This window comes from Micromonospora sp. NPDC049204, from assembly GCF_040647935.1.
Lineage (GTDB): Bacteria > Actinomycetota > Actinomycetes > Mycobacteriales > Micromonosporaceae > Micromonospora.
Genome location: NZ_JBEZDC010000007.1, coordinates 108,157 through 133,814, shown reverse-complemented (window position 1 = coordinate 133,814; position 25,658 = coordinate 108,157). Strand labels below are relative to the sequence as shown.

The window sequence follows — 25,658 nt, the reverse complement described above, 5'->3', positions numbered from 1 at the left end:
TGTCCTCTCTGGACCGGGCGTCATGCCCGATCAGAACGGTTGCGGGTCGATGATCCGGGCGACCAGCCGCCCCTCCCGCAGCGCGCGCACGCTTGGATGATCGGCCGCGACCACCTCGCCCAGCTTGACGACCGGGTTGGTGATCGCCGCCGACGGCCGGTCGCCGTCGCTCTCCCGCAGGACGAGATCCAGGTTCGCCCGGCAACGCAGGGCGTCCGGATGGCTCACTCCGGACTTGCCATCCCAACGGTCCGCGGTCGCGCGGAGGCAATCGATCGCGGCATCCCGGCTGCCCTCCTCGGCGAGACAGATGCCGAAGTTCTCCTCCGCCGCGAGGGTGTGCGGGTGGTCCGGCCCGAGCACCTCGCGCAGCGCGCTGGCGGCCCGTTCGGCTGTGGCGCGGGCCTGGGTGGCCCGCCCCACGGCTCGCTGCGCGACGGCAAGGTTGCTGAGCGCACCCAGGGTGTGCGGGTGGCGGGCACCCAGCCGCCGCTCGTAGATCATCGCCACCTGCTCGGCCTCGGCCACGGCGCGGTCGTTCTTGCCGAGTGCCAGCAGATTGGCCACCAGAGCCGCCCGGCAGATCAGGGTTTCGGGATTGTCCCGCCCGAACTTTGCCTCGAGCACCGGGTACGCCGAGTCGAGCAGTCCGGCTGCTTGCGTCTCCTGACCCGCACAACGCTGCGACACCGCGAGGCTGACCTGGGCGTTCAAGGTGTCCCCCGCCTCGCTGCCCATCTCCTTCAGACCGGTGAGTTGATCACGGAGGCCGACCAGCATCGCCGCCGATTTGCCGTATTCGCCGGCCTCTCGCAGGTCGCGTGCCAGTTGCGCGATCGAGTGCAGCGTGTACGGGTGTTCCGGGCCGTGCACGAGCCGGCGGTGATGGAGAACGGCATCGTCCCCGTTGCGCGCCGACTCGAAATCGCCGACGAGGCGATAGGAGTGCGCGAGGTTGTTGCCCGCGATGAGCGTCCGCGGATGCTGTTCGCCGAACTCCTCACTCCAGAGGTCGTAGGTCTTCTTGTCGTGCTCGAGCGCCTCGGCGTAGCGGCCGACCGCCCGCAGATCGGCGCCCAGGCTCCCGGCCGTCATCAGGGTGTGCGGATGCCGGTTGTCCAGGAGCTCCCGCTGCTCTCCAAGGACCTGCTCGTCGAGGGCGAGGGCCTCGTCGTAGCGGGCCAGTGCCCGCAGCACGTTCCCACGGTTGAAGCGCAGGTGCAGCAACTGCCGGAGCAGCGTGGCGACCTCGTCGGTGCCCTGGAGGCGGTCCAGCCCCGCCGACCAGACTTCGTCGGCCTCCGCGGCGAACGCGTTCGCCTGATCGAGGTCACCCCGACGCCACAGATACCGCACCCGGTCGATAATCAACTCGCGGGCCGACTCATCCTTGCTGCTGACCACGCCGGAGGGCTCGAAATGCGGCCAGAGCATCCGGAACGTGTCCCAGGTCTGTGGATCGTCGGTGTCGCCCTTGGGGCGGGCTTCAGCCAGCACCTGGTGCACCTGGTGCCGGGCGTCGGCGAGCTCCTGCACGGTCATCGTTTCCCGGACCGCCGCCTGGAGCAGCCGGTGCACCAGCACCCGCTTCTCCGATGTGTGGATCGTGACCAGCGCCGACCGGTTCATCTGCTGGACCAACCGCCCCCGCACCTCGCGCTGGGAAACCTCGGGGTCGAACGGCTTCAGCGCCGCAGCCATCTCGTCGTTCTCCAGCAGCAGGTCCGTGTGGATCTCCGGGGCCAGCACCGAGCAGAGCTGCAACAAGCGGAACGCCGCCGGGAACTGCGTACGCAACCGTGCCAGCGACAGGTTCCAGGTGGCCTCCACGGAGAGGGCGGTGGGCCCGTGCCACTCGATCTGCTCCAGGTACGCGTCGACCGAGGTACCGGTGTCCGCCAGGTACGCGCCGGCGGCGGCCACCGCGACCGCCAGGTCCCCCAACGCGTCGGCGATCCGCCCGGCCTCCTCTTCGGTGAGGGAGGGCACCCGGCGTCGCAGGTGGGCGACGCTCTTCGCGCGGGCAAAGACGTCGACCTGGACCAGGGTGGCCAACTCCGCCCAGGTCGGGCTGCGGGAGGTGAGCAACACGTGGCCACCGCCGGTCGGCAGAAAGCCCTCGACCGGGTCGACCTCCTCGGCGTTGTCGATCACCAGCAGCCACCGCCAGCGCTCACCCCGCCCGAGCGCCTCCCGCACCGCCCGGACGTCGTCAGCCCGGTCCGGGTGGCCACCGACACCGAGCCGGGCGGCGAAGGCCGCCAGGGACTTCTCCACGTCGGCGCCGGCCGACTCTGTCGCGCCGATGGTGATCCACCAGACCACGTCGTACGCCGACTTGAAGCGGTGTACGTACTCCAGGGCGAGTTCGGTCTTGCCGACACCGTCCATCCCCTGGAGGGCGACCGGCTTGGCGGGGGTCAGGTGTCGACGCAGGTAGGCCAGCTCACCTTCGCGGCCGGTGAAGCGCGCGTTGCGGTCTGGGGCCTCGAAGACGGCAGGCTCGGCGGCCGGGAAGCGCAGGCCGGCGTCGGCCGGATTGTCGGCACGCAGCGGCGGCGGTCGGTCCACCAGCCGAAACAGCCGCTCCGCGGCCTCCTCGGCGCTGACGTTGAACAGACTGGTGGACGAGGCCACCGGGAACTCCGCGAGGGGCCGAAGATCACTCACGTAGACCGCGAGCGGAGTGGTGCCGGCGGCCGGGTCGCGCGGGGGCAGTGCCGCAGGGGGCAGCGCCACGTAGGCCGAGGAGAGAATGGTCAGCGTACGGGCCGGTGGCTTGGCGCGGGGCTCGGCCGGTCGGGTGCCGTCGACGACCTCGACACCGGTGGAGCTGAGCACTTTCTCGATCCATTCCGCCCAGACCGCGTCCTCCGGGGCGTAGCGGAGCAGGAGGTCGTCGGGGAGCGCGGAGCGGCGCCGGAAGCGGGCCTTCTGCCGCTCGCGCACCGACTCGTCCATCGGCGGCATCGCGCTCACCTCGCCGTCGGTCAGCTCCGCGGTGAGCCTCTCGAACGCGGCCAGCAGTGAGGTGGGCGAGCCGGGATCGTCGCCGAAGGTCGCCAGCGTCTCCTCGTACGCGTAGAACGGTCGGTACGGCACCTCCACCGCCGCCCAGTAGCGCCGGCGCTCCTCCTCCGTCATACCGGTGGGGAGCCCGGTGAATCGGCGCATCGCGAGCGCCCGTCCGGCGTCGGCCTTCTCCTTCTCCGCCTGGTCGACCCGCATCGGCGCCGGCAGGATCCGGATGTCGCGCTCTCGGTGGTGCTCGGCGGTGCGGGCGACCCGAGCCCCGCCGTCGATGCCCTGGTCGCTGAGGGTGAAGCAGTCCACCAGGATGTCCGGCAGGTGCAGCGTGCAGATGTCGGCGACGTCGCTGAGCCCGGTCCTGCTGTCGATCAGGGTGTAGTCGTACTCGCGTTTCATGTCCGCGCGCAGCGCCTTGAAGAACCGGTCGCCATTCAGCCGGTTATAGAAGGTGTCCCAGTCCAGGCCGCTCAACGAGGTGGCGTAGTAGCTGTCCTGCCGACCGGCGGAGAGGAAGTCCAACCCGCCACCGCCCGGGAACTCCCAGCGCAGCGAGAACGCGTGCAGGCTGACCCGGGCGCACCGCTCGACCCAGCCCTCCGGCCGTGCCGCCTCGAGGATGGTCTCCGACTCGTAGTTCCGGATCAGGTCGATGACCCCGCCGGTCCCGCCGATCGTCGCCTCCTCCAGGAAAGGGTGGAAGAAGCGGTGCAGGCCGGGCGATTCGAGGTCCCAGTCGGTGACCAGCACCCGCTTGCCGTTGGCTGCCAGGATCCACGCGACGTTGGCCAGCGCCATCGTCCGGCCCGTTCCACCCTTGAACGAGTAGAAGGTGACTATCTTTCCGTCGCGCTCACTCCTCATCGGGCACCTCCGGGGCTTTGAACGATGACGGGACCGGGGTGCGCAGGCTGGGTGGCCGGGTGCCCGGCCCCGATGCCGGGAACACCGCGCCGTGCTTCAGGTAGAGCCGCCGGGCCTCGGTCACCAGGGTCGGCATCAATCCGGCGAACTCGTCCATGCGGCCGACCCACCGGGCTCGTGTCATTCCCGCGTCCTGGAGCACGCCGAGCGCAAGCCGGGCCAGATCGGCGCTGCGCTGCGCGTCGCGCGGGTCGTCGGCGTCGGTCACCACGAGCGGGACCGCCCACTGCGGAAGCGCCCGCGCGGCGGCCCGCAGAGTGGACGCGCCGCCAGGCAGCTCGGTGATCCACGGGTCGATCAGGACGACACCCGGGCGGATCTCGAGCAGGTCCTCGGCGTCGACGAAGTCGGTGGTGCGCACCGGCAGACCGAGTCGCTCGGCGGTGCTCGCGGCGTACTCGGCCAACGGGAGTTCCTGTCGTGCTCCAAACGGGCGCCAGAGCGAACTGCGCTCGGCGTACGAGGACGGCTCCCGTCCCTGCGGCGGCCGATCCCGGGTGGGCGCCAGCACCGCCACCACGAACGCCGGGTCTGCCGAGGTCTGCCGCGACACCTCATCCAGGGCCGGCGCTCGGGACGGGCGCAGCCAGAACCGCTGGGTGGGCTCCACGATCCGCCGGGCCAGCCGCCCGAGCAGGACCCGATACTGGTCCTGGTAGGCGTTGAGCATGCAGAGCGCTCGCATGCCGTTCTCGGCGTACTCGGGGACGTCCCGTCCCAGGGCCAGTGCCGCATCGAGCTCGGGATGGGCTTCCCAACTGGGGATCGGGATCCAGAGCACCGGTGCCACGTGTTCGGCCGCCACGACGGGAGGCACCGACCCCGCGCCCGCGGCCGTGAGCAGTCTGGCCAGGAAGGATTTCTGCTCGCCCAGCGCCCACGGCCTGTTGAAGTAGCCCGGCGAGTAGAGCGGCACGAACACCTGGGCCGCGCCGAGGGCACCCGCCAGGGCCGCCTTCACGTCGGCGCCCGGGGGGATGTGCTGGTCGATGAAGCCGATCTCCACGCCCGGCCGTGGGGACGCCAGCCGACCCACCTCGTTCGACAGGTCGGCGAAGAACCGGCGGACCCAGACGTCGGTTTCGGTGCGGGCGCTCCGCACGGGTGCGGAATGCGCATAGCTGAGGAAGAAGTACGTCTCTCGCGTCGGTGCCGCCCCCGCGGCGGTGAGCGGCGTCATACGGCTGCCTCCTCGGTGAAGACCGTGCGCAACTCGTCGACACCCTTCGGCACCAGCGGATGGACGCGGTAGGCCCGGTGGATCGCCACCACCCGCTGGGCCAGACGCCACACCACCGCGCGGTACGCCTGTTCCATCTGCATGGTCAGCAACCCGTAGACCCCCTCCTGCTCGTACTGGCGCGCGACGGAGTTGTCGTCCCGTATCGCGGTTGGCGAGAACCGTTGGATGGCACGGAGGCTCGGGGGCAGTGCCGCCTCGGCAGTGGGCGACCAGTTGACGGGCACGATCGCCGTCTCATGCGCGGAGGCACCTGGACTCAGCGGCTCGATACGGCGTCGCGCGAAGGCGTGCCACTCCATCGCACACCATGTGCTGGTGATGAAAGAGCTGGACACCAAGGGGATGAAAACCTGGCAGGTGCCGGCCGCGTTCAGCAGTTCGGGGGTCCACCGCTCACCGCCGGAGAGCGTGCTGTCCATGAACCCGGGATCCACCCCGGTCGGCAGCCCGACCAGCTCGCTGACGTGCGTGGAGAGGTCGTCGAAGAACCGGAAGACGTACTCCTGGGGGTTGTTTCCGGCCCGCCGGACCGTCGGACGGGAATAGCTCACGAAGAACAGCGGGGTTCGCGAATTGACGACCGCCACCGCTTCGCTCACCGTCGTTCCTCCGCCGGCCGGAAAGCGACCGGATTCTTAACGTAAGGCGTCCGTCAATGGTTCGGGCTGATCCGGTTGCTGACGAACCACTCTACGGCGAAGTCCACTGTGGCGGGTATCGGTAGCAGTCGGCTGATCGCCCGACCAACCGTGGCACGACGCACGAAGGGCTGATCGTCCAGGCACGAGCCGAGATCGTCGAAGTCGCTGTCGTCCAACTCCGGCGCGACGAAGTCGCAGCGCAGCCGCCCTCCGTCGACCTGACGGTAACAGCGATAGGCCTTTGTCGTCACGCTGGGCAGTCGGTACTCGGCCAGGTGCAGAGCGGTGCACGCCTCGTAGCCGACCCCGAGGAGCAGCACGTGGCCCCGGCTGTCGTACATCCGACCAATCGGCGACCGCTGCCCAAGGTGGCAGTCCAGGGCATGATCGGCCGTCAGCGACTCGGCCCGGCGTCCGACGGCGGCGAACGAGGTCTGCGGGTGGTCACTGCGCACGGCTCCCGGCAGAAGGCGTACGTACTCGGCCAATGCGCCGACACCCTGCGCGGGAGTGCGCCCGCGGTCCCAGCCCGGCAGGGTCGCCTCGTACCGGAGCCGCTCGTCGGCGCTCATCCCCCGGGTCGCCTCGTGCCAGGTACGTGAGGTCGTCGAGTTGCCCGCGTTGTGGGTCGGCACGACGAGCGTGCCCCGCGGACCGAGCACCGCGCTGAGCGCCTCGACCAGGGTCTCCGCCCCCTTGGCCAGCGGGCCCACCCGCCGCAGTGACGAGTGCACCAGGACGTCTTGCCCGGCGGCGAGACCTGCGGCGCGCAACTCGGCGGCGACGGTGCCGACGTCGAACGGGGGCGTTTGCGGGTCAGCCACGAACCAGCCCCGCCAGCGCACGTCCCAGCCCCGCGACGAAACGGTCCCCGGCTGCGGTCAACGAACGGCTCGCCGCCAACTCGTCGAGCGCCTCACCCGTCCAGCGGTGGAATCGGTCGGCGTGGGTCGCGGCCGTCCGATCAGCGGGTCGGTCGGCGACCGCGCGGGCATGCCATACCTCGGCAATCGCCAGGTGGGCGTACGCGCCCTGGAGCACCCCTTCGGCTGGCCGCGGATCGGGACGCCAGGGAACCGACAGCCGGACCGGCGATCCCGGTTCGACCAGGTCGTACAGGTCCAGCACCGCACCGAGTTTGGAGTGCTGCCACTCGTGCACGAGCAGCACGGCGAGGGTCTCCGGGTCGGCGACCGGCCCCACCGCCACGGCGCCGAAGGCGGCGCGCGCGGTGGCACTGCGCAGTGCGCCCGTAGGCGAGGTGTCCAGTGGAACGACAGCGCGCATTCCCACCCTCATCGCCGTCGCGTGGCGGGGGACATCCCGTTCGGCAAGCCGCCACGCCTCGGTGACCGTTTCCACCAGATCGGCGGCCGGCCGCTCCGCCAGGCGTTCCCGTACCGACTGCCCGTAGCAGTCCCGTGCCGGGTCCAGGTCCTCGATGATCACCTCGTGGCCGGGCAACCCGCTCCGTCGGGTCGGCCGCCATCCCGAGGGCCAGCCGGCCGGCTCGTCCAACCTGACGTCGTACGGTTCGGATCCGGCGAGTAACCGGAAGCCGCCAGGACGGACGGTGAGCACCACGGTGTCGATCCCCGTCGACGGCATCCGGAATGCGCCCAGCGTGGGCAGGAAGACCTCGCCACCAGCGACGGGGACCTGGACCTCGGCGGAAATTCCGGCGCGAACGGCGGCGGCCGCGGCGAGCGCGGCGACCGGGTCGGGTTCGGGGGATCGCGACCCGGGTTGCCGGGGACCCGACAGCAGACTGGTCAGGCGCGGGCGTAGAAATGGATGTCGGAGCACGGTACGGAGCGTTGCCGGCGCGGTCGTGTCCAGGTCGACGAGGAGGTCCCATCCGGGGCCGGGCGCCGTCGCATCCCGGCTGGCCGCCAGGAGCGCGCGGACGATGGCCAACTCGGCGTCGACCAGGAACGCGATCGATTCCGGGCCACCACCTCCGCCGGCGAGATCGTCCAGGATCCGCTCCACATCGAGCGGCACCGGTTCGGCGTCCGGCCGGTCCGGCGACCGCCGAGGAGGGGGAATCTCCCCGGGCGGTCGCGGCACCGCCGCACGGTCGGCTGTCGGGGCCGACCCGGGCGGGTGCCGGTCGATGATTGAGATCAACTTTCGGAGGTCGGCGCAGTAGACCGACGGGTTGTCGAACCCGGCGCCGGTCCGGTAGCGGTGCGCGTAGAGCCCGCCGCCGCAGCGCGCGACCACTGGGCAGGACTGGCAGATCGAGGAGAGCCCGGCCAGCCCGGTCTGCCGGGTGGCCACCCCGGGATGCCGCGCCGCCTCGTCCACCGGGTGGTCGAAGACCGTTCGGCCGGTTCCCGCGGCGCCGTCGTACGCCACCTTCAGCGAGTCCGTCTGCTCCCAGGTGCCGTCGGTCTCGACCACCAGCAGGTCGGCCGGCCCGAGGCCGACAGCCTCCGTGCCCGCGGGCGTCCCGCCGGGACACAACGCGTCGAACAGGCGGATCGACACCGGCCGGCCGTCGTTCACCCACCGCCGGTAGATCCGGCCCAGCCAGTCGGCGTAGGGGGTCGGGGAGCCGCCCGGTCGAACCGGTGGATGATCCCAGGTGTGGTGGGGCAGCAGCAGGTCGATCCGGGGTGGCTCCTCGGCGAGCAGCGCCGCGTAGACCGCCTCCGGGTCGTTGGCCACGTCCACCGTGCAGAGGATCCCGGCGTAGCTGGCGCGGTACTCGGGGCGCCGGAGCAGGGCCAGGGCCTGTCGGACCGGATCGTGGCTGCTGGCGCCGTTGGCGAAGCGGCGGTGCCGGTCGTTGGCAACGCGGTCGCCATCCAGGGAGACCCCCACCTTGACGTCGTACTCGACGAAGAGGTCGCAGAACGCGGGATCGAGCCGCACGCCGTTGGTCTGCAACCGCAGATCGAGCGGGGCGACCGGGTCGATCACCGTTCGCAGCCCGTTGAGGATCTGCCGCATCCGGGCCGGACCGAGCAGCAACGGTTCGCCGCCGTGCAACACGACGTGGACCACCGGCAGATCGCGTGCCGTGGCATGCTCGGCTATCCGGGCTGCGGCGGCGTCCAGCGTCGCCGCGGCCATCTCGCGCGGCCGGCCCCGCCAGGTCTGGTCGACGTGCTCGTAGACGTAGCAGTGATCGCAGCTGAGATCACAGCGGCTATGCACCTTCAGGACGTACTGGCTGATCGCAGCGCTGGGCAGAGCCGGCGCGGATCGCCCAGCCATCATGGGTCAGATGGCCGAGTTGAAGGCGGCGATGGGCACGACCGTCTCCGCCGGACCGGTCGCCGGAGGGAGGACGCGGCGCAGGAGCACGTCGACCGTCTCGGGGTGCTCGGCCGTAACCTGATCGAGCCGAGTCCTCAGGATCGACGCGATCGGGTCGAAACTGCGACCGGCGGGCGATGCGGGCTTCTGGTCCACAGTGAGTCTCCGGGTCCCGCGGACGCGCCACGGGAGGTGTGATGGACGGCCCGAGGGCCCTGACGCGCCACCAGAATAGGCAACAGCCCCAACGATGCCATCGTTGGTCAAGTAGCGCACCAACCGAGGAGGAACTCACATGTGCCGGAGCATCAAGACGCTGCGTGAGCCGTTCACCCCGCAGGTGACCGACGCGGATGTCGAGGCGGCGGCGTTGCAGTACGTCCGGAAGATCTCTGGCTTCCGGGCGCCCGCCGCACACAACGCCGCCGCGTTCGACGCCGCGGTGGCCGCCGTGACCGCGGCGACGCGCGACCTGCTCGACCAACTGGTGGTGCGGGGCGCCGGATCGGGCACCCCGGACCGGCAGGCCGCCGCCACCACCTGATCGCCGCACCACCTGACCGCGGGCGCGGACCGACCTGCTGTTGCGGCACGCGGGCCGCCCCTCTGGCGGGTCCGGCCGCGGCGATTCGCGCCCGAACCCTTGGCCGAAGGTCAGGCCGCGGCGAGCGCCGGGACGACCGTGTCCGGCGCCCAGCGTGAACGGTGGCACTGCGACCAGCCCCGACAGCCCGGGTCGCCCACCGTGCAGAGCCGGTGCCTGCTGAGCACCTCACCGTCCTCGGTGTCCCGTACGTCGAAGTGCACCGGACGGACCGTGCCGTCCGGGGCGACGAGCAGGTGCCGGCCCGCGTCGAGCGTGTCGTCGCGCAACAGGCAGTTGCGGCCCAACAGTCGAGCGAGCGCGGCGATGCTGGCGTGCTCGGAGAGCCGCTCGGGCACCCCGTAGCAATCCACCACCGTCGCGAACTCGCCCGGCGCCTCCCAGACGTCGCACACCACCGCGTACGCCGGCAGTCGGGCTGGGTCGGCCACCGCCAGCGGCATCACCACCCGACCAAGCGCCTCGGCCAGCGCCGGGTAGACCTCCACGGGTCGAGCCCCGTCGATTCTCCAGTTCCACAGCTCGGTCATTCCGCCTCCTCGCTGCGTTCGTCCCACCGGCCTCCGGATCGGGCCTTACTCACGATGGTGGGGGGCATTTGACCCCAGGCGGGGGCAAGTTACCGGTCTGTGACCATTCCGGGCCAAATTTCCCTGAGCCGCATTGCTCGGAGTAGCGGGAAGGTGACAGTTTATCGGCTATGGTGCACCGGCCGCACCACCGCGACCGCGTGTCCGGCGAACCGACCTCGCGTGTCCGGCGAGCGGTGACCACCGCGTATCCGGCGTCGACCAGCCGAAACGGTCAACGCAGGACGACGAGGTGCTCGCCGCGCGGCAGCAACTCACCCACCACGGGAGCGCCCGGAACCTCACCGGCGACCAGCAGGCCGCCGGAGGTCTGCGCGTCGGCCAGCAGCAACCGCTCGTCCTCCCCCACGGTGCCGAAATCGGTCCACGGCGTGACCCACTCCAGGTTGCGGCGGCTGCCGCCGCTGACGTACCCGTCGCGCAGCGCCTCCCGGGCACCCGCCAGGTACGGCACGCTGGCCGCGTCGATGGCCACCGTGAGCTGGCTGGCCCGGGCCAGCTTCGAGGCGTGCCCGAGCAGCCCGAACCCGGTCACGTCGGTGCCACAGCGGATGCCGGCGGCGACCGCCGCACGGGCGGCGTCCCGGTTGAGCGCGCTCATCGAGGCCACCGCCTCCGGAAAGGTCTCACCGGTGGCCTTGTGTCGGGTGTTGAGCACACCCACCCCGAGCGGCTTCGTCAACGACAACGGGATTCCGACCACTCCGGCGTCGAGAGTGATCAACTCCTCCGGACGGACCGTGCCGGTGACCGCGAGCCCGTACTTCGGGCCGTCGTCGTCCACGCTGTGGCCGCCGGCCAGGTGACAGCCGGCCTCCCGCGCCACGTCCTGGCCGCCGCGCAGGACCTCGCCGGCCAACTCCATCGGCAGCACGTCGCGGGGCCAGCAGAGCAGGTTGAGCGCGACCAACGGGGTGCCGCCCATCGCGTACACGTCGGAGAGCGCGTTGGCGGCGGCGATCCGACCCCAGTCGTACGCGTCGTCGACCACCGGGGTGAAGAAGTCGGCGGTGGTGACCAGCCCGGTCCGCTCGTCCAGGCGGACCACCGCCGCGTCGTCACCGTGGTCCAGCCCGACCAGCAGCTCCGCGGTTCCGGTGGCCGGTCCGAGACCGGACACCATGATCTCCAACTCACCCGGCGGGATCTTGCAGGCGCAGCCGCCACCACGGGCGTAACGGGTCAGGCGTACCGGTTCGGTCATCCCCCCATGATCTCGACAACGCGCCACGATCGCCACCGTTGTCACCCGCGCAGTGACCAGAATCGGACGCTCCTCGACGATCGTTACCGGTGTTATCGCTCCGTGACCCGCCGAGTTGCATACCGCCACATCAGGCCGCCTACAGTGGCCGCACCGGGGGTCAACCGACCCCGATCCGGGAGACGACAGGGGACGGTGGACGACGTGACGACGGGCGAACCGCTCATCGTGCTGGACGCGGTCAACAAGTGGTTCGGGCCGCTGCACGTGCTGGACGACGTCTCATTGTCGGTGGGTCGGGGTGAGGTGGTCGTGGTGATCGGCCCGTCCGGCTCCGGCAAGTCGACGCTGTGCCGCGCCATCAACCGACTGGAACCGATCAGCTCCGGCAGCATCACCTTCGACGGTCAGCCGCTGCCGGCGGAGGGCAAGCCCCTCGCCAAGCTGCGCAGCGAGGTGGGCATGGTCTTCCAGTCCTTCAACCTCTTCGCGCACAAGACCATCCTGGAGAACGTCACCCTCGGCCCGATCAAGGTCCGCAAGGAGAAGCCGGCCGCCGCCCGCGAGCGCGGCCTGGCCCTGCTCGACCGGGTCGGCATCGGCAACCAGGCGGACAAGTTCCCGGCTCAGCTCTCCGGCGGCCAGCAGCAGCGCGTGGCCATCGCCCGAGCGCTGGCCATGCAGCCGAAGGCGATGCTCTTCGACGAGCCGACGAGCGCCCTCGACCCGGAGATGGTCGGCGAGGTGCTCGACGTGATGACCTCGCTGGCCCGCGACGGCATGACGATGGTCGTGGTCACCCACGAGATGGGCTTCGCCCGGCACGCGGCCAACCGGGTCATCTTCATGGCCGACGGCAAGCTCGTCGAGGACGCCTCCCCGGCGGAGTTCTTCGAGAACCCGCGCAGCGAGCGGGCGAAGGACTTCCTCTCCAAGATCCTCACGCACTAGGCGTCCGTAGTGGAGCGCGCCGCACCTCGGTGGGCTCCGTCGAAGAAGGAGAAGAGTATGCGTATCAAGCGCATTGCGGCAGTCGCCGCGGTCGCGGCTCTGGCCGTCACCATGACCGCCTGTGGCGGGGACGAAGGCGGCAGCACCGGCAGCTCGGGCGCCAAGGGCATCGTCGGCAAGGCGGAGAAGCAGAAGAAGCTCGTCATCGGCGTCAAGGCCGACCAGCCCGGCCTGGGTCTGCAGACCGGCAGCCAGTACGAGGGCTTCGACATCGAAATTGGCAAGATCATTGCCAAGGGCCTCGGAGTCGAGGCGAACAACATCGAGTGGAAGACGACGGTCTCCAACAACCGGGAGCCCTTCATCCAGCAGGGCACCGTCGACCTGGTGGTGGCCACGTACACCATCAACGACGAGCGCAAGCAGAAGGTCAACTTCGCTGGCCCGTACTTCATCGCCGGCCAGGACCTGCTCGTCAAGGCCGACTCGACGATCACGGGCCCCGAGGGCCTGGAGGGCAAGAAGGTCTGCTCGGCCTCGGGCTCCACGCCCGCCAAGCGGATCCAGTCGGACTACCCGAAGGCGAAGCTCCAGCAGTTCGACGCGTACTCCAAGTGCCTGCCGCTGCTGGAGAACGGCCAGGTCGACGCCGTCACCACGGATGACATCATCCTCGCCGGCTACGCCGCCCAGTCGCAGTACGCCGGCAAGTTCAAGGTGGTCGGCAAGACCTTCTCCAACGAGCCCTACGGCATCGGCCTGAAGAAGGACGACAAGGACGGCTGCGAGAAGGTCAACGAGATCCTCAAGACCGCCGCCTCGGACGGCACCTACAAGGCCGCCTGGGACTCCAGCCTGGGCAAGAGCGGCAAGGCCGCACCCGAGCTGGACACCACCAAGCTGACCAACTGCGGCAGCGTCTGACCGGTCCCGGGGGCCGGCACCCGATCACGGGTGTCGGCCCCCGGTCCGTGACGACGCCGACGACCTGCCCCCGGGAGCCGACGCATGCACGTATTCGCTGATCCGACGAACTTCGACGCGTACCTGTCGGGTTTTCTCTGGATCCTCAAGCTGACCGGCGCGTCGGCGTTGTTCGCGCTGGCGCTCGGCCTGGTGCTCGCCGCCATGCGGGTCTCGCCGGTCCCCGTGCTGCGCGGCTTCGGGGCGGCCTGGGTCAACATCTTCCGCAACACACCGCTGACCCTGGTGGTCTTCTTCTGCTACTTCGGGCTGTACTCCAACCTCGGCCTGAGCCTCTCCGACGACCTGGACCTGAACAACTTCTGGCTCGGGGTCGTCGGCCTGTCGGTCTACACGGCCTCCTTCGTCTGCGAGGCGCTGCGCTCCGGCGTCAACACCGTGCCCACCGGTCAGGCCGAGGCGGCCCGCGCGATCGGTCTCACCTTCATGCAGACCCTGCGGATCGTGGTGCTGCCCCAGGCCACGCGCTCCGTGATCGCGCCGCTGGGCAGCATCCTGATCGCGCTCTGCAAGAACGCCACGATCGTCGGCACGATCGGGTTGATGGAGTCCTCAAACGTGATGAAGCAGTTGATCAACGACAACGGCGACGCGGTCATCATGATCTTCCTGGTCTTCGCCGGCACCTTCGCCGCGTTCCTGATCCCCACCGGCTACGCCTTCGGCTGGCTGGCCAATCGACTGGCGGTGAAGCGCTGATGAGCACCGACTCCGTCCTCTACGACCACCCGGGGCCTCGGGCACGCATCCGCAACGCGGCACTGACCGTCATCTTCGGGGTCGCCCTGGCCGGGCTGCTCTGGTGGATCTACGCGAAGTTCGACGAGGCGGGCCAGTGGGACGGGCAGCTCTGGAAGCCCTTCACCGAGGCCACGACGTGGACCCAGTTCATCGGGCCCGGCCTGCTCGCCACGCTCAAGGCGGCCGCGACCGGCATGGTGCTCTCGCTGGCGTTCGGCATCATCTTCGCGGTCGGCCGGCTCTCCGAGCGTCGCTGGATCAGCATTCCGTCCGGCGCGGTGGTCGAGTTCTTCCGCGCCGTACCGCTGCTCCTCATGATCTTCTTCATCTTCTACGGCGTGCCGTTCGTGCTCGACGGGCCGGTGAGCAACTTCTGGGCCGTCGTGATCGGGCTGACGCTGTACAACGGTTCGGTCCTCGCGGAGGCGTTCCGGGCCGGCATCCGCTCGCTGCCCGGTGGGCAGTCCGAGGCCGCGTACGCGATCGGCATGCGCAAGAGCCAGGTCATGCAGCTGATCCTCGTGCCGCAGGCCGCCCGGGCGATGCTGCCGGTCATCGTCAGCCAACTCGTGGTGCTGCTCAAGGACACCGCGCTCGGCTACATCGTCGCCTACCCGGAGCTGCTCCAGCGCGGGGTCAACGACCTCGCCGCGAACAAGGGCAACATCGTCGCCGCGGCCATCGTGGTGGCCGCGATCTACATCGTGATCAACTCATTGCTCACCGCGCTCGCCAACTGGTTGGACCGGCGCAGCCGGCAGCGTGGGTTCCGCGCCCAGCGACGGACCGCCACCGACGCCACGCCGGTCGGCGTCCACACGGTCAGCGAACCGCAGGGCTGACCGGCGGCGTGCTTCCCGCCGGGCCGCCCGGCGCTTTTCTTGATATCGGGGTGTCCCCTCCTTGGGGACACCCCGATATTGCTGAACTCGTGGTGAGCGGGCCGGTCAGCGGGCGATCTCGGTGACCCGGGACTCGCGGACCACGGTGACCCGGATCTGACCCGGGTAGGTCAGCTCCTCCTCGATCTGCTTGGCCACGTCACGGGCCAGCACGGCCGCGCCGATGTCGTCCACGTCGTCCGGCTTGACCATCACCCGGATCTCCCGGCCGGCCTGCATGGCGAAGACCTTGTCCACGCCGAGCTTGCCGGCCGCGATCTCCTCGATCCGCTCCAGCCGCTTGACGTACGCCTCCAGGCTCTCCCGGCGCGCGCCCGGCCGACCACCGGAACAGGCGTCGGACGCCTGGGTGAGCACGGCCTCGATGGTCTGCGGTGGCACCTCGTTGTGGTGCGCCTCGATGGCGTGCACCACGTCCTCGTGCTCGCCGTACTTGCGGGCCAGGTCCGCGCCGATGATGGCGTGGCTGCCCTCCACCTCGTGGGTGAGCGCCTTGCCGATGTCGTGCAGGAACGCCGACCGCTTGATGATGGGCACGTCCAGCCGCAGCTCGGCGGCCATGATGCCGGCGATGTGCGCGGTCTCGACCAGGTGCTTGAGCACGTTCTGCCCGTACGAGGTGCGGTAGCGAAGGCGACCGAGCAGCCCCACCAGCTCCGGGTGGATCTCGGTGATGCCGACCTCGACCAGAGCGTCCTCGGCGGCGCGGAGGCAGAGCTGCTCCACCTCCTGCCGGGCCAGGTCGTAGACCTCCTCGATCCGGTGCGGGTGGATCCGCCCGTCCAGGACCAGCTTCTCCAGGGTCAACCGACCCACCTCGCGGCGGACCGGGTCGAAGCAGGAGAGCAGCACCGCCTCGGGAGTGTCGTCGATGATCAGGTTGACGCCGGTCACCGACTCGAAGGCGCGGATGTTGCGCCCCTCGCGGCCGATGATCCGCCCCTTCATCTCGTCACCGGGCAGGTGCAGGACGCTGACCACGCTCTCCGCGGTCTGCTCGCTGGCGACCCGCTGGATCGCGTCCACCACGATGTGGCGGGCCCGCTGGTCGGCGGTGTTGCGCGCATCGGACTCGATGTCGCGCACCAGCAGCGCCGCCTCCCGCTTGGCCTGGGTCTCGATCGCCTCGACCAGCTCCAGTCGTGCCGCGTCGGCGCTGAGCCCAGCGACCCGCTCCAACTCCCGGCGGCGCAGTTCCTCGGACTCGGCGAGCTCGGTCTCCCGGCGGGCCAACGCGGACTCCCGGGTCGCGAGGGCAGCGCGCGCCTCGGTGAGCTGCCGCTCCCGCTCGGCGAACCGCTCCACCTCCTCGGTGTGCATCCGCTCCCGCTCGTCCATCCGCGCCGCCCGACGCTCCACCTCCGCGGCCTGCTCGCGGGTGGTGGCGGCGAGCACCGCGACCTCCCGCTCACCGCTGCGCCGGGCCGTCGTCCGTAGCTGCTCGGCGTCCGCCTCGGCCTGCTTGTGGGCGCGCTCCAGGACGGTGTCCGCCTCGGCGCGGGCGTCGTCGAGCACCCGGCGCGCCTCGGCGCGAGCTGCCTTCGCCTCGGCCTTCGCCGCCGCCGCCTCGGCACGAGCCGCCGCGGCTGCGGACTTCGCCACGTCGATCGTGCTGTTCGCCTCGTCGGCCGCGGTCCGCAGGGCAGCGAGAGACTGCTCCTGACGGTCCTTCTCGGCGATGAAGGCGGGATCCTCCGGAGCCGGCGCGGCGCCCATCCGCCGCAGCGTCCGGATGCCGACGAGGACAGCCCCGATCACCACCACGGCGAGGACGAGGACGGCCGCGAGGAGCACGACGTCGAACGCGTTCATGCCGGGACCCCGTCGGGTCTACCGATGAACCTGTGCCGCCGCCCCGCCATGGCCGCCTCCCCTAAGGTCGAGACCGCAGCGACCGTGCCGGGGGCACACTCCTGCGGCTGTGGACGCCCGACCGGAGCGGCTGGCCGTGGGTAGCTCTCTCCGCCGGCGGTGCCCGCGGGCAACGTCGGCGACCGGGTGCAGTTGTCGCGGCGTTCCGGACCGGCCTGTCCGGAGTTGCCGCCAAAGGCCGCGGAGTCGGCCAAAGTGATGCTGTCTTGTTACGCGATCTATGTTGTGCGCTTAGCCTGCAATGGTCGGGCAATGTGAGCCTGTATGGCGAGGCTAGGTCGCCGGGGGTGCTCTGGTCAAGGACTCATGATCAAACCCCCCGAACGGAGAGAAGTTGCATCGTCACCCAAAGGTGATGCCGTGTCGGACACGACGGGACAAACACGGCGAGGCGTCCGCCCCGATCCGGATGTCCTGCCTGTTCAGCGACGGCAGCGCCCCTCGGGGAGCCGACTGTGTGACGCCAACGACCCCACGTCCGCGCCCGACCCGCCGCCAGGCTCGCCCCGACCAAGATCACACTTGCCGTCCCAAGATCGTGCCTCGCCGGCCAAGATCGTGCTAGATCGTGGAGGTAGTGGCCTCACCGCGCGAAGACCCCACTACATCCCGGATCGAGCACGATCTTGGCCGGCGGCACGGCGGCCCGGCGGCACGGCGGACGCTGGCCGCCCAGCGCCTCGGCGCGACTCTCACCCGATCGAGCGGTTGTCGCGGTCCAACTCGCCCTCGGCGTCGGCGAGCGCATCGGCGTCGATCTGCTCGGCGAACTCGGCCGCCTCGGCGCTCTGCGCGGCCAGCGCGTCCTTCACCGCCCGGATGGCCACGCCGGGCGGGTAGCCCTTGCGGGCCAGCATGCCCACCAGCCGGCGGAAGACCGCGTCGGGCTCACCTCGGGCCGTGCGTAGCTTGCGCTCCACCAGGCCACGGGCGGTGTCCGCCTCGGTCTCCTCGTCCAGCTCATCCAGCGCCTCGGTGGCCACCTCGCCGTCCACGCCCTTGCGGCGCAGCTCGTTGGCGAGCGCCCGGCGAGCGAGGCCGCGCCCGGAGTGCCGGCTGGACACCCAGGCGCGGGCGAACGCGGCGTCGTCGATGATGCCGACCTCGTCGTACCTGTCGAGCACCTCGGCCGAGACCTCCTCGGAGATGCCTCGCTTGGCCAGCGCACCGGCCAGCTCGGCCCGGGTGCGGGGCCGGACCGCGAGCTGCCGCAAGCAGATCTCGCGGGCCACCTCCGACTCGTCCCGAGGGGGAGACTCGACCGCGTCGGTCTCCGTGGAGCGCCCACGGCGGCCCTGGCGGGGGCGCGGTGGATCGGTGGCGTCGCCCGTACGGGGTGGGCTGGCATCCCAGCCCCGCCCCGTACGGGCGCGTCGTCCTGCCATGGGTCAGCGACCGTCAGAAGTCGACAGGCGGCAGCTCGGGGCCACCGGCGGCGTCACCCGCACCGACACCGACGCCGAGCTTCTCCAGGATCTTCTTCTCGATCTCGGCGGCCACGTCCGGGTTTTCCTTCAGGAACTCCCGGGCCTTCTCCTTGCCCTGGCCGAGCTGGTCACCGTCGTACGTGTACCACGCTCCGGACTTGCGGATGATCGCCTGCTCCACGCCGACGTCGATCAGCGAGCCCTCACGCGAGATGCCCTTGCCGTACATGATGTCGAACTCGGCCTGCTTGAACGGCGCGGCGACCTTGTTCTTCACGACCTTGACGCGGGTGCGGTTGCCGACCACGTCGGTGCCGTCCTTGAGGCTCTCGATGCGTCGCACGTCGAGCCGGACCGAGGCGTAGAACTTCAGCGCCCGACCACCGGTGGTGGTCTCCGGGCTGCCGAACATGACGCCGATCTTTTCCCGCAGCTGGTTGATGAAGATCGCCGTGGTGCCGGTGTTGCTGAGCACACCGGTGATCTTCCGTAGTGCCTGGCTCATCAGCCGGGCCTGGAGGCCCACGTGGCTGTCGCCCATCTCGCCCTCGATCTCGGCGCGCGGCACGAGGGCCGCCACCGAGTCGATCACGATGATGTCCAGGGCGCCGGAGCGGATCAGCATGTCCGCGATCTCCAACGCCTGCTCACCGGTGTCCGGCTGCGAGACCAGCATCGCGTCGGTGTCGACGCCGAGGGCCTTCGCGTACTCCGGGTCGAGCGCGTGCTCGGCGTCGATGAAGGCGGCGATGCCGCCGTTGCGCTGGGCGTTGGCCACCGCGTGCAGTGCCACCGTGGTCTTACCGCTGGACTCGGGACCGTAGATCTCGACCACCCGGCCGCGCGGCAGACCGCCGATGCCCAGCGCCACGTCGAGCGCGATGGAGCCGGTCGGGATGATCGCGGTCTGGACGACCGGCCGGTCACCCAGCCGCATCACCGAGCCCTTGCCGAATTGCTTGTCAATCTGAGCGAGAGCAAGGTCGAGTGCCTTCTCCCGGTCAGGCCCTGCTGCCATGGTTGCCACCCCTGCCTTCGCCGGCGTCTTTGCTGAGCTTCGCGTCACGCGGACACGCTAGGCGCTAGGTCCGACAGAAAACCAGCCGACGGGCCGCGAGCTGTGGACGAGCACCCCGCTGTGGACAATAGCCGAACAGGTGTACGACTGGACAAGCGACACGCGGAAGCGACGAAAAGGCTGCTCAGCGTAGTCGGGCGGGCACTCGGTCGGGGTACGCGGCGCACACCGCCCGCCACACCACGTGCGTCTGCTCCCCCGACGACAGAGCCTGCTCGATGGTCCGTCCGCCGAGCTGCGACAGCACCTGGTCGCGGGCGATGCTGGCCGCGTAGCCGGGCCCGAACGCCTCGTCAAGGCGCGTCCAGAAGTCGGTCAGCCGCACAGTGATCAGCCCTCCTCGTCCGGTGCCCCGGTCGGCACCGGGCGCAACGCTAGCGCCACCAGGGGCACCGCCGCGACCGCCGCGAGCAGGGTGAGCACCGGATAACCGGCGAGCTGCATGACAAACCCGCTCACCACGGCGGCCGCGGCCCCGGCCAACCCCATGATCAGGTCGCAGAACCCCTGGACGCTCGGCCGCACGTCGGCCGGCACCGACTCGGACAACAGGGTCGAACCAGCCACCATCGTGCCCGACCAGCCCAGCCCGAGCAGGGCCAGACCCACCGACAGCCGGGGTGTGTGGTGCCCGGCGGTGCCGGCGACCGCGCAGGCGGCCAGCAACAACCCGACCCCACCCAGGATCACCGCCCGCCGACCGAGCCGGTCGGTGAGCCAGCCGACCACCGGGGAGAACGCGTACATGCCGGCGATGTGCAGGCTCAACACGATGCCGACCAGCCGCAGCACGTCGGCGTCGGCGTGCGACTCGCCGAGCCGCACCGGCGTCATCGCCATCACCGCCACCATCACCAGGTGACCGACCGCCACCGCGGCGATGCCGAGCCGGGCGGCCGGCCGCCCGCGTACCACCGACCAGGCCGTCCGCATCCCGGCGGTGCGCGGCGCGCGTACCTTGACCGGCGCGACGGCCGGCGGCGTCTCGGCCGCCGCGGTGGCCGCCGGCGCGTCGGTGGCCGGCGGCGGGCCGGCGAAGGGCGCGTCGGCCGCCGCGAGCCGCCGCGCGGTGAGCAGCGGGTCGGGCCGGAGCAACCCGAGGAGTACGACGGCGGCCAGCACGAACGCGGCCGCGCTGAACGCGAACGGGCCGGCCAGCGCGGGCAGCCCCCAACCGGAGGTGACCCGGTCGGCCAGCGCGGCGAAGTTCGGCGCGGCCACCGCGCCGATGGTGGTGGCCCAGACGATCAGGGAGAGCTGCCGCCCGCGGCGGGCCGGCTCGGCGAGATCCACCGCCGTGTAGCGGGCCTGGAGGTTCGCGGCGGTTCCCCCGCCGAAGAGCAGCATGCCGAGGAAGAGCAGCGGCACCCAGTGGGTGGCCGCGGCCAGCACCACCAGTACGCCACCGACGGCGCCGATCGCGTACGCCAGCACCAGGCCGGGCCGGCGACCGTGCCGCGCCATGATCCGGGTGACCGGGACGGCGAGCAGCGCCGCGCCCACCACCCCGGCGCTCTGCGCCACACCGGCCATCGCGGTGCCGGCGATCCGCGCGGCGAGCAGCGCGCCCACGGCGATGCCGATGGTCACGCCGATCCCACCGATGATCTGGGTGGTGAAGAGCAGCCGCAGGGTACGCCGCTGGATCGACGCGACGTCGGGTCGGGCGGCGGTACGCGGCGCGGTCAGGTCGGTCGCCATCGGCGCTCCTCGGGACGGGTGACCCATCCTCGCGCACCCACCCCGACCAGCGGCAGTGGGTTTCGCCCACAGCCGACAGCCGCCCGCCGCCCGCCGCCCGCCGCCCGCCGCCCGCCGCAAGATCCTCGCCACTTCGGGGAAACTGCTGTCTCAGCGCGCCGGGACGCAGCACCTTCCCCGAAGTTACGCGGGCCGGGGTTTGGTCAGCCTGCCATCACCCGCTGGTGCAGCGCGGAGACCGCCGAGCGGGCCGCCACGAACGCCCCGTGCTGCCAGGCCACCTCGTGGCTCAGCCAGTCCCCGGCGAAGTAGACCCGCCCGGCCGGCTGAAGCAGCAGGTTGTATCCGGGTGTGCCGTACCGGGGCGAGGTCCACGCGCCCTCGATGTAGGGGGTCCGGTCCCAGGCGTGCGAGTACGAGGTGACCAACTCACTGCGGTACTTCTCGCCGTGGATCTTCACACCCTGGCTGACGGCACGCTCTCTGCGCTGCTCCGGCGCGAGTGCGCTGTACGCCCTGGCGTTCGCCCCGGTGTTGTAGTAGCCGACGACCAGGCCGCGCCTGCCGTGGAAGCCGTACGACGGGTACCAGATGTGCGACAGGTCCAGGTCGGTCTCGGTGATGCCGCCGTAGATCCGCTGGTCGGTCTCCCACCAGCGGCTGCGGTACTCCAGGCCGATCTTGCCGGAGGCGGTGACCGGGAAGTCGGCCAGCGCCGCGGTCACCGCCGTGCCGAGATTGTTCGGTACCCGGGCCATCAGGTGCGGCGGCAGCGCCGCCACGCAGTAGTCGGCGGTGATCTGCGACTGCCGGCCACCCTGCCGGTAGGTCACCTCCACCCGGCTGCCCCGGTCGGTCACCCCGGTCACCTCGGCGTTGAGCCGTACCCGCTTCGGCCCCACGGCCCTGGCCAGGGCGCGCGGGATCTGGTCCATCCCGCCGACCGGCTGGAACATCAGCATGGCCTGGTCGTAGCCGAGTTCGAACGAGAAGTACCGGCCCACGTTGCTGGCGAAGACGTCGGAGAGCGGCGGCGGCGTGCCGAGCGAGGTGCCCACGTCGTTGCCCGCGCCCGGATACCCGGAGAAGCCGCGCCGGCTGGTCCCGGTGTACGCCCAGTCGCTGGCCCGCCCGCCGATCGCGCCGAAGCTCTGCAGGAACGACAGCAGCCGGTCGCGATCGTCGGTGGTCAGCCGGCCGTCCAGCGCACCCTGGTCGGTGGCCTTCGCGAGCAGTTCCGAGACGTAGCCGTACACGTCCGCCTTGGCGGTGCGGTACCGGACCGGCTCGGTCATCCCGGCGGACTCGTTGTAGATCCAGGCGTCGGCGTTCTGGTTGGTGAAGACCTCGATGGGTACGCCGAGTTCCCGGCAGTAGTCCATGGTGAGCATCCACTGCGCGATCCGACCCGGCCCGGCGTTGAAGTAGACCCCGTCGGAGAAACCGGCCCGCTGGGTGCGTCCGTCGAGGTCGGTCTCGACGTCGCCACCCCGGATGGTCAGGTTCCGCCCACCGACGCGGTGTCGTGCCTCCAGGATCGTGCAGTCGTAGCCGGCCTTGCCCAACTCGTACGCGGTGGTGAGCCCCGCGATGCCGCCGCCGAGAACGACCACGCTGGCGCCCGACCGCCCGGTCAGGGTGAAGTCGGATCGCTCCGGCGCTCGGAATGCGGGGAGCACGGCTCCGGCCGGGCTGGGAGCGAGTCCCATGGCACCCATCGTGGCGAGCATCGCACCGGCACCGCCGCTGACTCCGACCGCCCGCAGGAACCCACGCCGGCTGACCATCGACTGTGTTTGATCGCTCATAACGGCCTCCCCTACAAGATCGACTCCCGTGAGTCTGTAGAGGACCTGTTACGCGGATCGCGCATTGCCGTTTCTGGCAGGTATCGCCTCAGCGTTTAGCCGCAGTGGCATTTTCCGACGGAGATTCCCGACCCGGCAGGGCGTCGCCGACCTCCCGGGTGCGGCGGGTGAGACCACTGACGAGCGGACGAGCCTGCCGGTCCCTACCCGGCGAGGGCACGGGTGACGACGGCAAGGTCGGTGACCAGCCCTTCGTACGCCTTGTCCTGGTCGTCGGCGCGCAGCACCGCGGACGGGTGGATGGTGGCCAGCAGCCGTGCCGTGGGCGCGTCGGCCCGCTTCCCGGAGTTGTCCACCGGCACCCGCCGGAAGTCCTCCGGGTGCTGTGCCGACTCGGGCCAGGGCAGCAACTCGCCGCGCTGCCGGGTGACCCGGAAGGACGGGCCGAGCAGCGCCTTGGCGGCGGTGGCGCCGAGCACCACCACGATCTCCGGACGCAGCCGGGCGAACTCGGCGACCAGCCAGGGCCGGCAGGCGGTGACGTGCACCTGGTCCGGCGTCTGGTGGATCCGCCGCCTGCCGCGCAACTCGAACCGGAAGTGCTTCACGGAGTTGGTGAGATAGAGCTGACCCGGCTCCAGCCCGGCGTCGTCGACGGCACGTCGCAGCAGCCGTCCGGCGGGGCCGACGAACGGCAGCCCCTTCTGGTCCTCCAGATCACCGGGCTGCTCCCCGACGAGCACCACCCGGGCGCTCTCGTCGCCCCGGCCGAACACCGTCTGCGAGGCGTCGCGGTACAACTCGCAACCCCGGCAACCACCGGCCGCGGTGCGCAGGTCATCGATGGTGTCAGCGTCGGGCGGGATGAACCGCTGGGCGCCCGGAGCGCTCCCGGTCTGCTCGGCCATGCCGACTGTTATATACCCGTCAGGTGCCCCGCGCCCGGTACGTCCACGGCGCGGTGCCGCGACGCGACGCGGTGCCGCTTGCTCCCGGCGGCGACGCGACACGCTCCCGGCCACGCCAGGTCGTCGGCGACGCGACGCCGGCCCGCGTCAGTACCCGTTGCCGCCGCCATCCCCACCGGAAGCGATCGCGATCAGCACGATGATGATAATGATGATCGCCACTGCGACAGCGATCCAGACTCCCTTACGCGCCCCACCTGAAGCCATGACCCCACCTCCGGCGCCCGCATACCCGCCTCGTCCGCCCCGAATCCCCGCGATCTTGCACTTTCTGCCCGGACTAATGCCGCATCGATCGACATATCGGCGACAGAAAGTGCAAGATCGCGGGGGTGGGAGGGGCGCGGGGCGGGCTAGGTTTGGAAGCCTCGGGGTGGGGTGGGATTCTGGGCTTGCGCCAGGGCGGCCGCCAGTGGAGCCAGATCCTCGGTGGTCAGAGGGCTGACGCAGATGCGGACAGCGGGTGGCGCGGCGATCCGGTAGAGGGCGCCGGGGGCCACCGCCCAGCCGGCGTCGCGCAGGGCGGTGACCACGCTTGTCTCGTCCGCCACGGGGAGCCAGACGTTGATGCCGCTGCGGCCCTGTGCGGTCAGGCCGTGCGCGGCCAGTGCGGCCAGCAGCCCCGTACGCCGCTGCTCGTAGCTCCGCGCCGCCCGCCGCACCTGCTCGGTGACCGCCGGGTCCTGCCAGAGGGCGAGGACCAGCCGCTGCAACACCGTGGAGACCCAGCCGGCGCCGACCCGGGTGCGGCCGGTCACCCGGGCCACCGTGGTCTCGTCGCCGACCAGCACCGCGAGCCGCAGGTCCGGGCCGAAGGGCTTGCTCACCGAGCGCACGAAGGCCCAGCTCGACGTCGCCCCAGCCAGCGGGTGCAGGGGTACGCGGGCCAGCTCCGCGGCGTGGTCGTCCTCGATCAACAGCAGGTCCCGCCGACCGGCGAGCAGCGCTCGCAGGGCCTCGGCGCGGGCGGCGGAGACGGCCGCGCCGGTCGGGTTCTGCGCCCGGCTGGTGACCACCAGCGCCCGCGCTCCGGCGGCCAGTGCGGAGGCCACCCCGGCCACCAGGGGTCCCTCGTCGTCGAGCGGTACGCCGATCGGGCGCAGGCCCAACGCGGCGACCAGGTCGAGCAGGTTGGCCCAGCCCGGATCCTCCACCGCCACCGCGTCACCGGGGCGCAGGTGTGCGCCGAGCAGCCGTTCGATGCCGTCCAGCGCGCCGCCGGTGAGGGTGAGCTCCCCGGCCGGTACGCCGTCGGCGCTCAGCCGGGCGCGGGCCGCCTCGGCAAGCTCCGGCAACACCCCGGCGTCTGAGTAGCCGACCGACGGGCCGTTGTCGGCGGCGAGGGCCGCCAGGTGCGGGCCGAGTGGCGGGAGCAGCCGAGGGTCGGGCTCGCCCCGGGACAGGTCGCGGGCGCCGGGCAACGGCGGGGGGCGCAGCGCGGAGCGGCGGGCGGCCACCGGCGGGCGCGGACGTACCCGGGTGCCGTGCCGTCCGGCGGTGGCGAGCAGGCCGCGCTGGCGCAGGTCCTGGTAGGCGCGGGCCACGGTGGCGGGGCTGACCCCCAACTCGGCGGCGAGAGCCCGTACGGGCGGCAGCGCGGCCCCCGGCGGCAGGGCACCCGTACGGATGCCCGACTCGATGCTGGCCGAAATCTCGGCGGCCGTCGTTCCACTGAGCTGATAGCGTGCTGACACAAACAAGAGATTGTACTAGAACAAAGGGACGC

Annotated in this window: 21 protein-coding genes; 5 read left to right on the top strand and 16 right to left on the bottom strand. The window is 71.0% G+C overall.

The genetic code is table 11. The annotated features are described in order from the left end of the window. Window positions 1–30 precede the first annotated feature (30 nt). The 6 genes from fxsT to AB0A90_RS15820 are packed head-to-tail and all read right to left on the bottom strand — an operon-like array spanning window position 31 to window position 9,258. Complete coding sequence (gene fxsT, locus AB0A90_RS15845) at window positions 31–3,891, bottom strand: FxSxx-COOH system tetratricopeptide repeat protein (protein ID WP_357247488.1); 3,861 nt, start codon at window positions 3,889–3,891, stop codon at window positions 31–33. Beyond that, window positions 3,881–5,131 (bottom strand): TIR-like protein FxsC, encoded by a 1,251-nt coding sequence (locus tag AB0A90_RS15840; RefSeq protein WP_357247485.1) that lies wholly within the window; start codon window positions 5,129–5,131, stop codon window positions 3,881–3,883. The genes fxsT and AB0A90_RS15840 overlap by 11 nt, the downstream gene beginning before the upstream one ends. Further along, entirely contained in the window at window positions 5,128–5,793 is a 666-nt protein-coding gene (locus AB0A90_RS15835) for a TIR-like protein FxsC (RefSeq protein ID WP_357247482.1), read from the bottom strand. The genes AB0A90_RS15840 and AB0A90_RS15835 overlap by 4 nt, the downstream gene beginning before the upstream one ends. Before the next feature lie 53 nt (window positions 5,794–5,846). Continuing rightward, window positions 5,847–6,659, bottom strand: a complete 813-nt coding sequence (locus tag AB0A90_RS15830) for an AAC(3) family N-acetyltransferase (protein ID WP_357247479.1) — start codon at window positions 6,657–6,659, stop codon at window positions 5,847–5,849. Further along, window positions 6,652–9,063, bottom strand: coding sequence for an FxsB family cyclophane-forming radical SAM/SPASM peptide maturase (locus AB0A90_RS15825; RefSeq protein WP_357247476.1), 2,412 nt, complete (start codon window positions 9,061–9,063; stop codon window positions 6,652–6,654). Before AB0A90_RS15825 ends, AB0A90_RS15830 begins: the two co-directional genes overlap by 8 nt. A 3-nt stretch (window positions 9,064–9,066) precedes the next feature. After that, entirely contained in the window at window positions 9,067–9,258 is a 192-nt protein-coding gene (locus AB0A90_RS15820; RefSeq protein WP_357247473.1) for a hypothetical protein, read from the bottom strand. A gap of 139 nt (window positions 9,259–9,397) precedes the next feature. Here AB0A90_RS15820 and AB0A90_RS15815 point away from each other — a divergent pair, with 139 nt between their 5' ends. After that, window positions 9,398–9,646: a DUF2277 family protein gene (locus AB0A90_RS15815; RefSeq protein ID WP_357247470.1), complete on the top strand. Its 249-nt coding sequence runs from the start codon at window positions 9,398–9,400 to the stop codon at window positions 9,644–9,646. A gap of 110 nt (window positions 9,647–9,756) precedes the next feature. On the opposite strand, the gene AB0A90_RS15810 is transcribed toward AB0A90_RS15815, so the two are convergent. Next, on the bottom strand, window positions 9,757–10,236 hold the full coding sequence (locus AB0A90_RS15810; protein WP_357247467.1) for a hypothetical protein: 480 nt from the start codon (window positions 10,234–10,236) through the stop codon (window positions 9,757–9,759). A gap of 274 nt (window positions 10,237–10,510) precedes the next feature. Beyond that, the gene (selD, locus tag AB0A90_RS15805) at window positions 10,511–11,500 is read right to left on the bottom strand and encodes a selenide, water dikinase SelD (protein ID WP_357247464.1); all 990 of its coding nucleotides are present in this window, start codon (window positions 11,498–11,500) and stop codon (window positions 10,511–10,513) included. Between the two features lie 195 nt (window positions 11,501–11,695). Here selD and AB0A90_RS15800 point away from each other — a divergent pair, with 195 nt between their 5' ends. The 4 genes from AB0A90_RS15800 (at window position 11,696) to AB0A90_RS15785 (ending at window position 15,018) form a co-directional block, all read left to right on the top strand. Then, entirely contained in the window at window positions 11,696–12,451 is a 756-nt protein-coding gene (locus AB0A90_RS15800; protein WP_357247462.1) for an amino acid ABC transporter ATP-binding protein, read from the top strand. Between the two features lie 57 nt (window positions 12,452–12,508). After that, entirely contained in the window at window positions 12,509–13,375 is an 867-nt protein-coding gene (locus AB0A90_RS15795) for a glutamate ABC transporter substrate-binding protein (protein ID WP_357247459.1), read from the top strand. An 84-nt stretch (window positions 13,376–13,459) separates the two neighbouring features. Further along, the gene (locus tag AB0A90_RS15790) at window positions 13,460–14,134 is read left to right on the top strand and encodes an amino acid ABC transporter permease (RefSeq protein WP_357247456.1); all 675 of its coding nucleotides are present in this window, start codon (window positions 13,460–13,462) and stop codon (window positions 14,132–14,134) included. After that, window positions 14,134–15,018, top strand: a complete 885-nt coding sequence (locus AB0A90_RS15785; protein ID WP_357247453.1) for an amino acid ABC transporter permease — start codon at window positions 14,134–14,136, stop codon at window positions 15,016–15,018. Before AB0A90_RS15790 ends, AB0A90_RS15785 begins: the two co-directional genes overlap by 1 nt. A gap of 105 nt (window positions 15,019–15,123) precedes the next feature. Here the strand turns inward: AB0A90_RS15785 and rny are convergent, their stop codons facing one another. The 8 genes from rny to AB0A90_RS15745 all read right to left on the bottom strand — a co-directional run bounded on the left by rny (window position 15,124) and on the right by AB0A90_RS15745 (window position 25,626). Further along, a complete protein-coding gene (gene rny, locus AB0A90_RS15780) occupies window positions 15,124–16,890 on the bottom strand; it encodes a ribonuclease Y (RefSeq protein ID WP_357247450.1) in 1,767 nt (588 codons plus the stop codon). 752 nt (window positions 16,891–17,642) lie between these two features. Further along, window positions 17,643–18,335 carry a regulatory protein RecX gene (locus AB0A90_RS15775; RefSeq protein ID WP_357247447.1) on the bottom strand — a complete coding sequence of 231 codons (693 nt, stop codon included), beginning with the start codon at window positions 18,333–18,335 and terminating at the stop codon, window positions 17,643–17,645. Window positions 18,336–18,348: 13 nt separating this feature from the next. Continuing rightward, window positions 18,349–19,395: a recombinase RecA gene (gene recA, locus AB0A90_RS15770; protein WP_007456801.1), complete on the bottom strand. Its 1,047-nt coding sequence runs from the start codon at window positions 19,393–19,395 to the stop codon at window positions 18,349–18,351. A 184-nt stretch (window positions 19,396–19,579) separates the two neighbouring features. Next, window positions 19,580–19,780 (bottom strand): DUF3046 domain-containing protein, encoded by a 201-nt coding sequence (locus AB0A90_RS15765; protein ID WP_357247444.1) that lies wholly within the window; start codon window positions 19,778–19,780, stop codon window positions 19,580–19,582. Window positions 19,781–19,785: 5 nt separating this feature from the next. Then, complete coding sequence (locus tag AB0A90_RS15760; RefSeq protein WP_357247441.1) at window positions 19,786–21,156, bottom strand: MFS transporter; 1,371 nt, start codon at window positions 21,154–21,156, stop codon at window positions 19,786–19,788. A gap of 203 nt (window positions 21,157–21,359) precedes the next feature. Then, window positions 21,360–22,964 carry a flavin monoamine oxidase family protein gene (locus AB0A90_RS15755; protein ID WP_357247438.1) on the bottom strand — a complete coding sequence of 535 codons (1,605 nt, stop codon included), beginning with the start codon at window positions 22,962–22,964 and terminating at the stop codon, window positions 21,360–21,362. Between the two features lie 203 nt (window positions 22,965–23,167). Continuing rightward, on the bottom strand, window positions 23,168–23,872 hold the full coding sequence (locus tag AB0A90_RS15750; RefSeq protein WP_357247434.1) for a UdgX family uracil-DNA binding protein: 705 nt from the start codon (window positions 23,870–23,872) through the stop codon (window positions 23,168–23,170). Between the two features lie 413 nt (window positions 23,873–24,285). Continuing rightward, the gene (locus AB0A90_RS15745; RefSeq protein WP_357247430.1) at window positions 24,286–25,626 is read right to left on the bottom strand and encodes an aminotransferase class I/II-fold pyridoxal phosphate-dependent enzyme; all 1,341 of its coding nucleotides are present in this window, start codon (window positions 25,624–25,626) and stop codon (window positions 24,286–24,288) included. Window positions 25,627–25,658: the final 32 nt, after the last annotated feature.

Coding starts and splice junctions, on each gene's coding strand:
- AB0A90_RS15810 (WP_357247467.1), bottom strand. CDS start 10,236: ATGACCGAGCTGTGGAACTGGAGAATCGACGGGGCTCGACCCGTGGAG.
- AB0A90_RS15785 (WP_357247453.1), top strand. CDS start 14,134: ATGAGCACCGACTCCGTCCTCTACGACCACCCGGGGCCTCGGGCACGC.
- AB0A90_RS15840 (WP_357247485.1), bottom strand. CDS start 5,131: ATGACGCCGCTCACCGCCGCGGGGGCGGCACCGACGCGAGAGACGTAC.
- AB0A90_RS15825 (WP_357247476.1), bottom strand. CDS start 9,063: ATGATGGCTGGGCGATCCGCGCCGGCTCTGCCCAGCGCTGCGATCAGC.
- AB0A90_RS15750 (WP_357247434.1), bottom strand. CDS start 23,872: ATGGCCGAGCAGACCGGGAGCGCTCCGGGCGCCCAGCGGTTCATCCCG.
- selD (WP_357247464.1), bottom strand. CDS start 11,500: ATGACCGAACCGGTACGCCTGACCCGTTACGCCCGTGGTGGCGGCTGC.
- rny (WP_357247450.1), bottom strand. CDS start 16,890: ATGAACGCGTTCGACGTCGTGCTCCTCGCGGCCGTCCTCGTCCTCGCC.
- AB0A90_RS15795 (WP_357247459.1), top strand. CDS start 12,509: ATGCGTATCAAGCGCATTGCGGCAGTCGCCGCGGTCGCGGCTCTGGCC.
- fxsT (WP_357247488.1), bottom strand. CDS start 3,891: ATGAGGAGTGAGCGCGACGGAAAGATAGTCACCTTCTACTCGTTCAAG.
- AB0A90_RS15775 (WP_357247447.1), bottom strand. CDS start 18,335: ATGGCAGGACGACGCGCCCGTACGGGGCGGGGCTGGGATGCCAGCCCA.
- AB0A90_RS15815 (WP_357247470.1), top strand. CDS start 9,398: ATGTGCCGGAGCATCAAGACGCTGCGTGAGCCGTTCACCCCGCAGGTG.
- AB0A90_RS15790 (WP_357247456.1), top strand. CDS start 13,460: ATGCACGTATTCGCTGATCCGACGAACTTCGACGCGTACCTGTCGGGT.
- AB0A90_RS15760 (WP_357247441.1), bottom strand. CDS start 21,156: ATGGCGACCGACCTGACCGCGCCGCGTACCGCCGCCCGACCCGACGTC.
- AB0A90_RS15755 (WP_357247438.1), bottom strand. CDS start 22,964: ATGAGCGATCAAACACAGTCGATGGTCAGCCGGCGTGGGTTCCTGCGG.
- recA (WP_007456801.1), bottom strand. CDS start 19,395: ATGGCAGCAGGGCCTGACCGGGAGAAGGCACTCGACCTTGCTCTCGCT.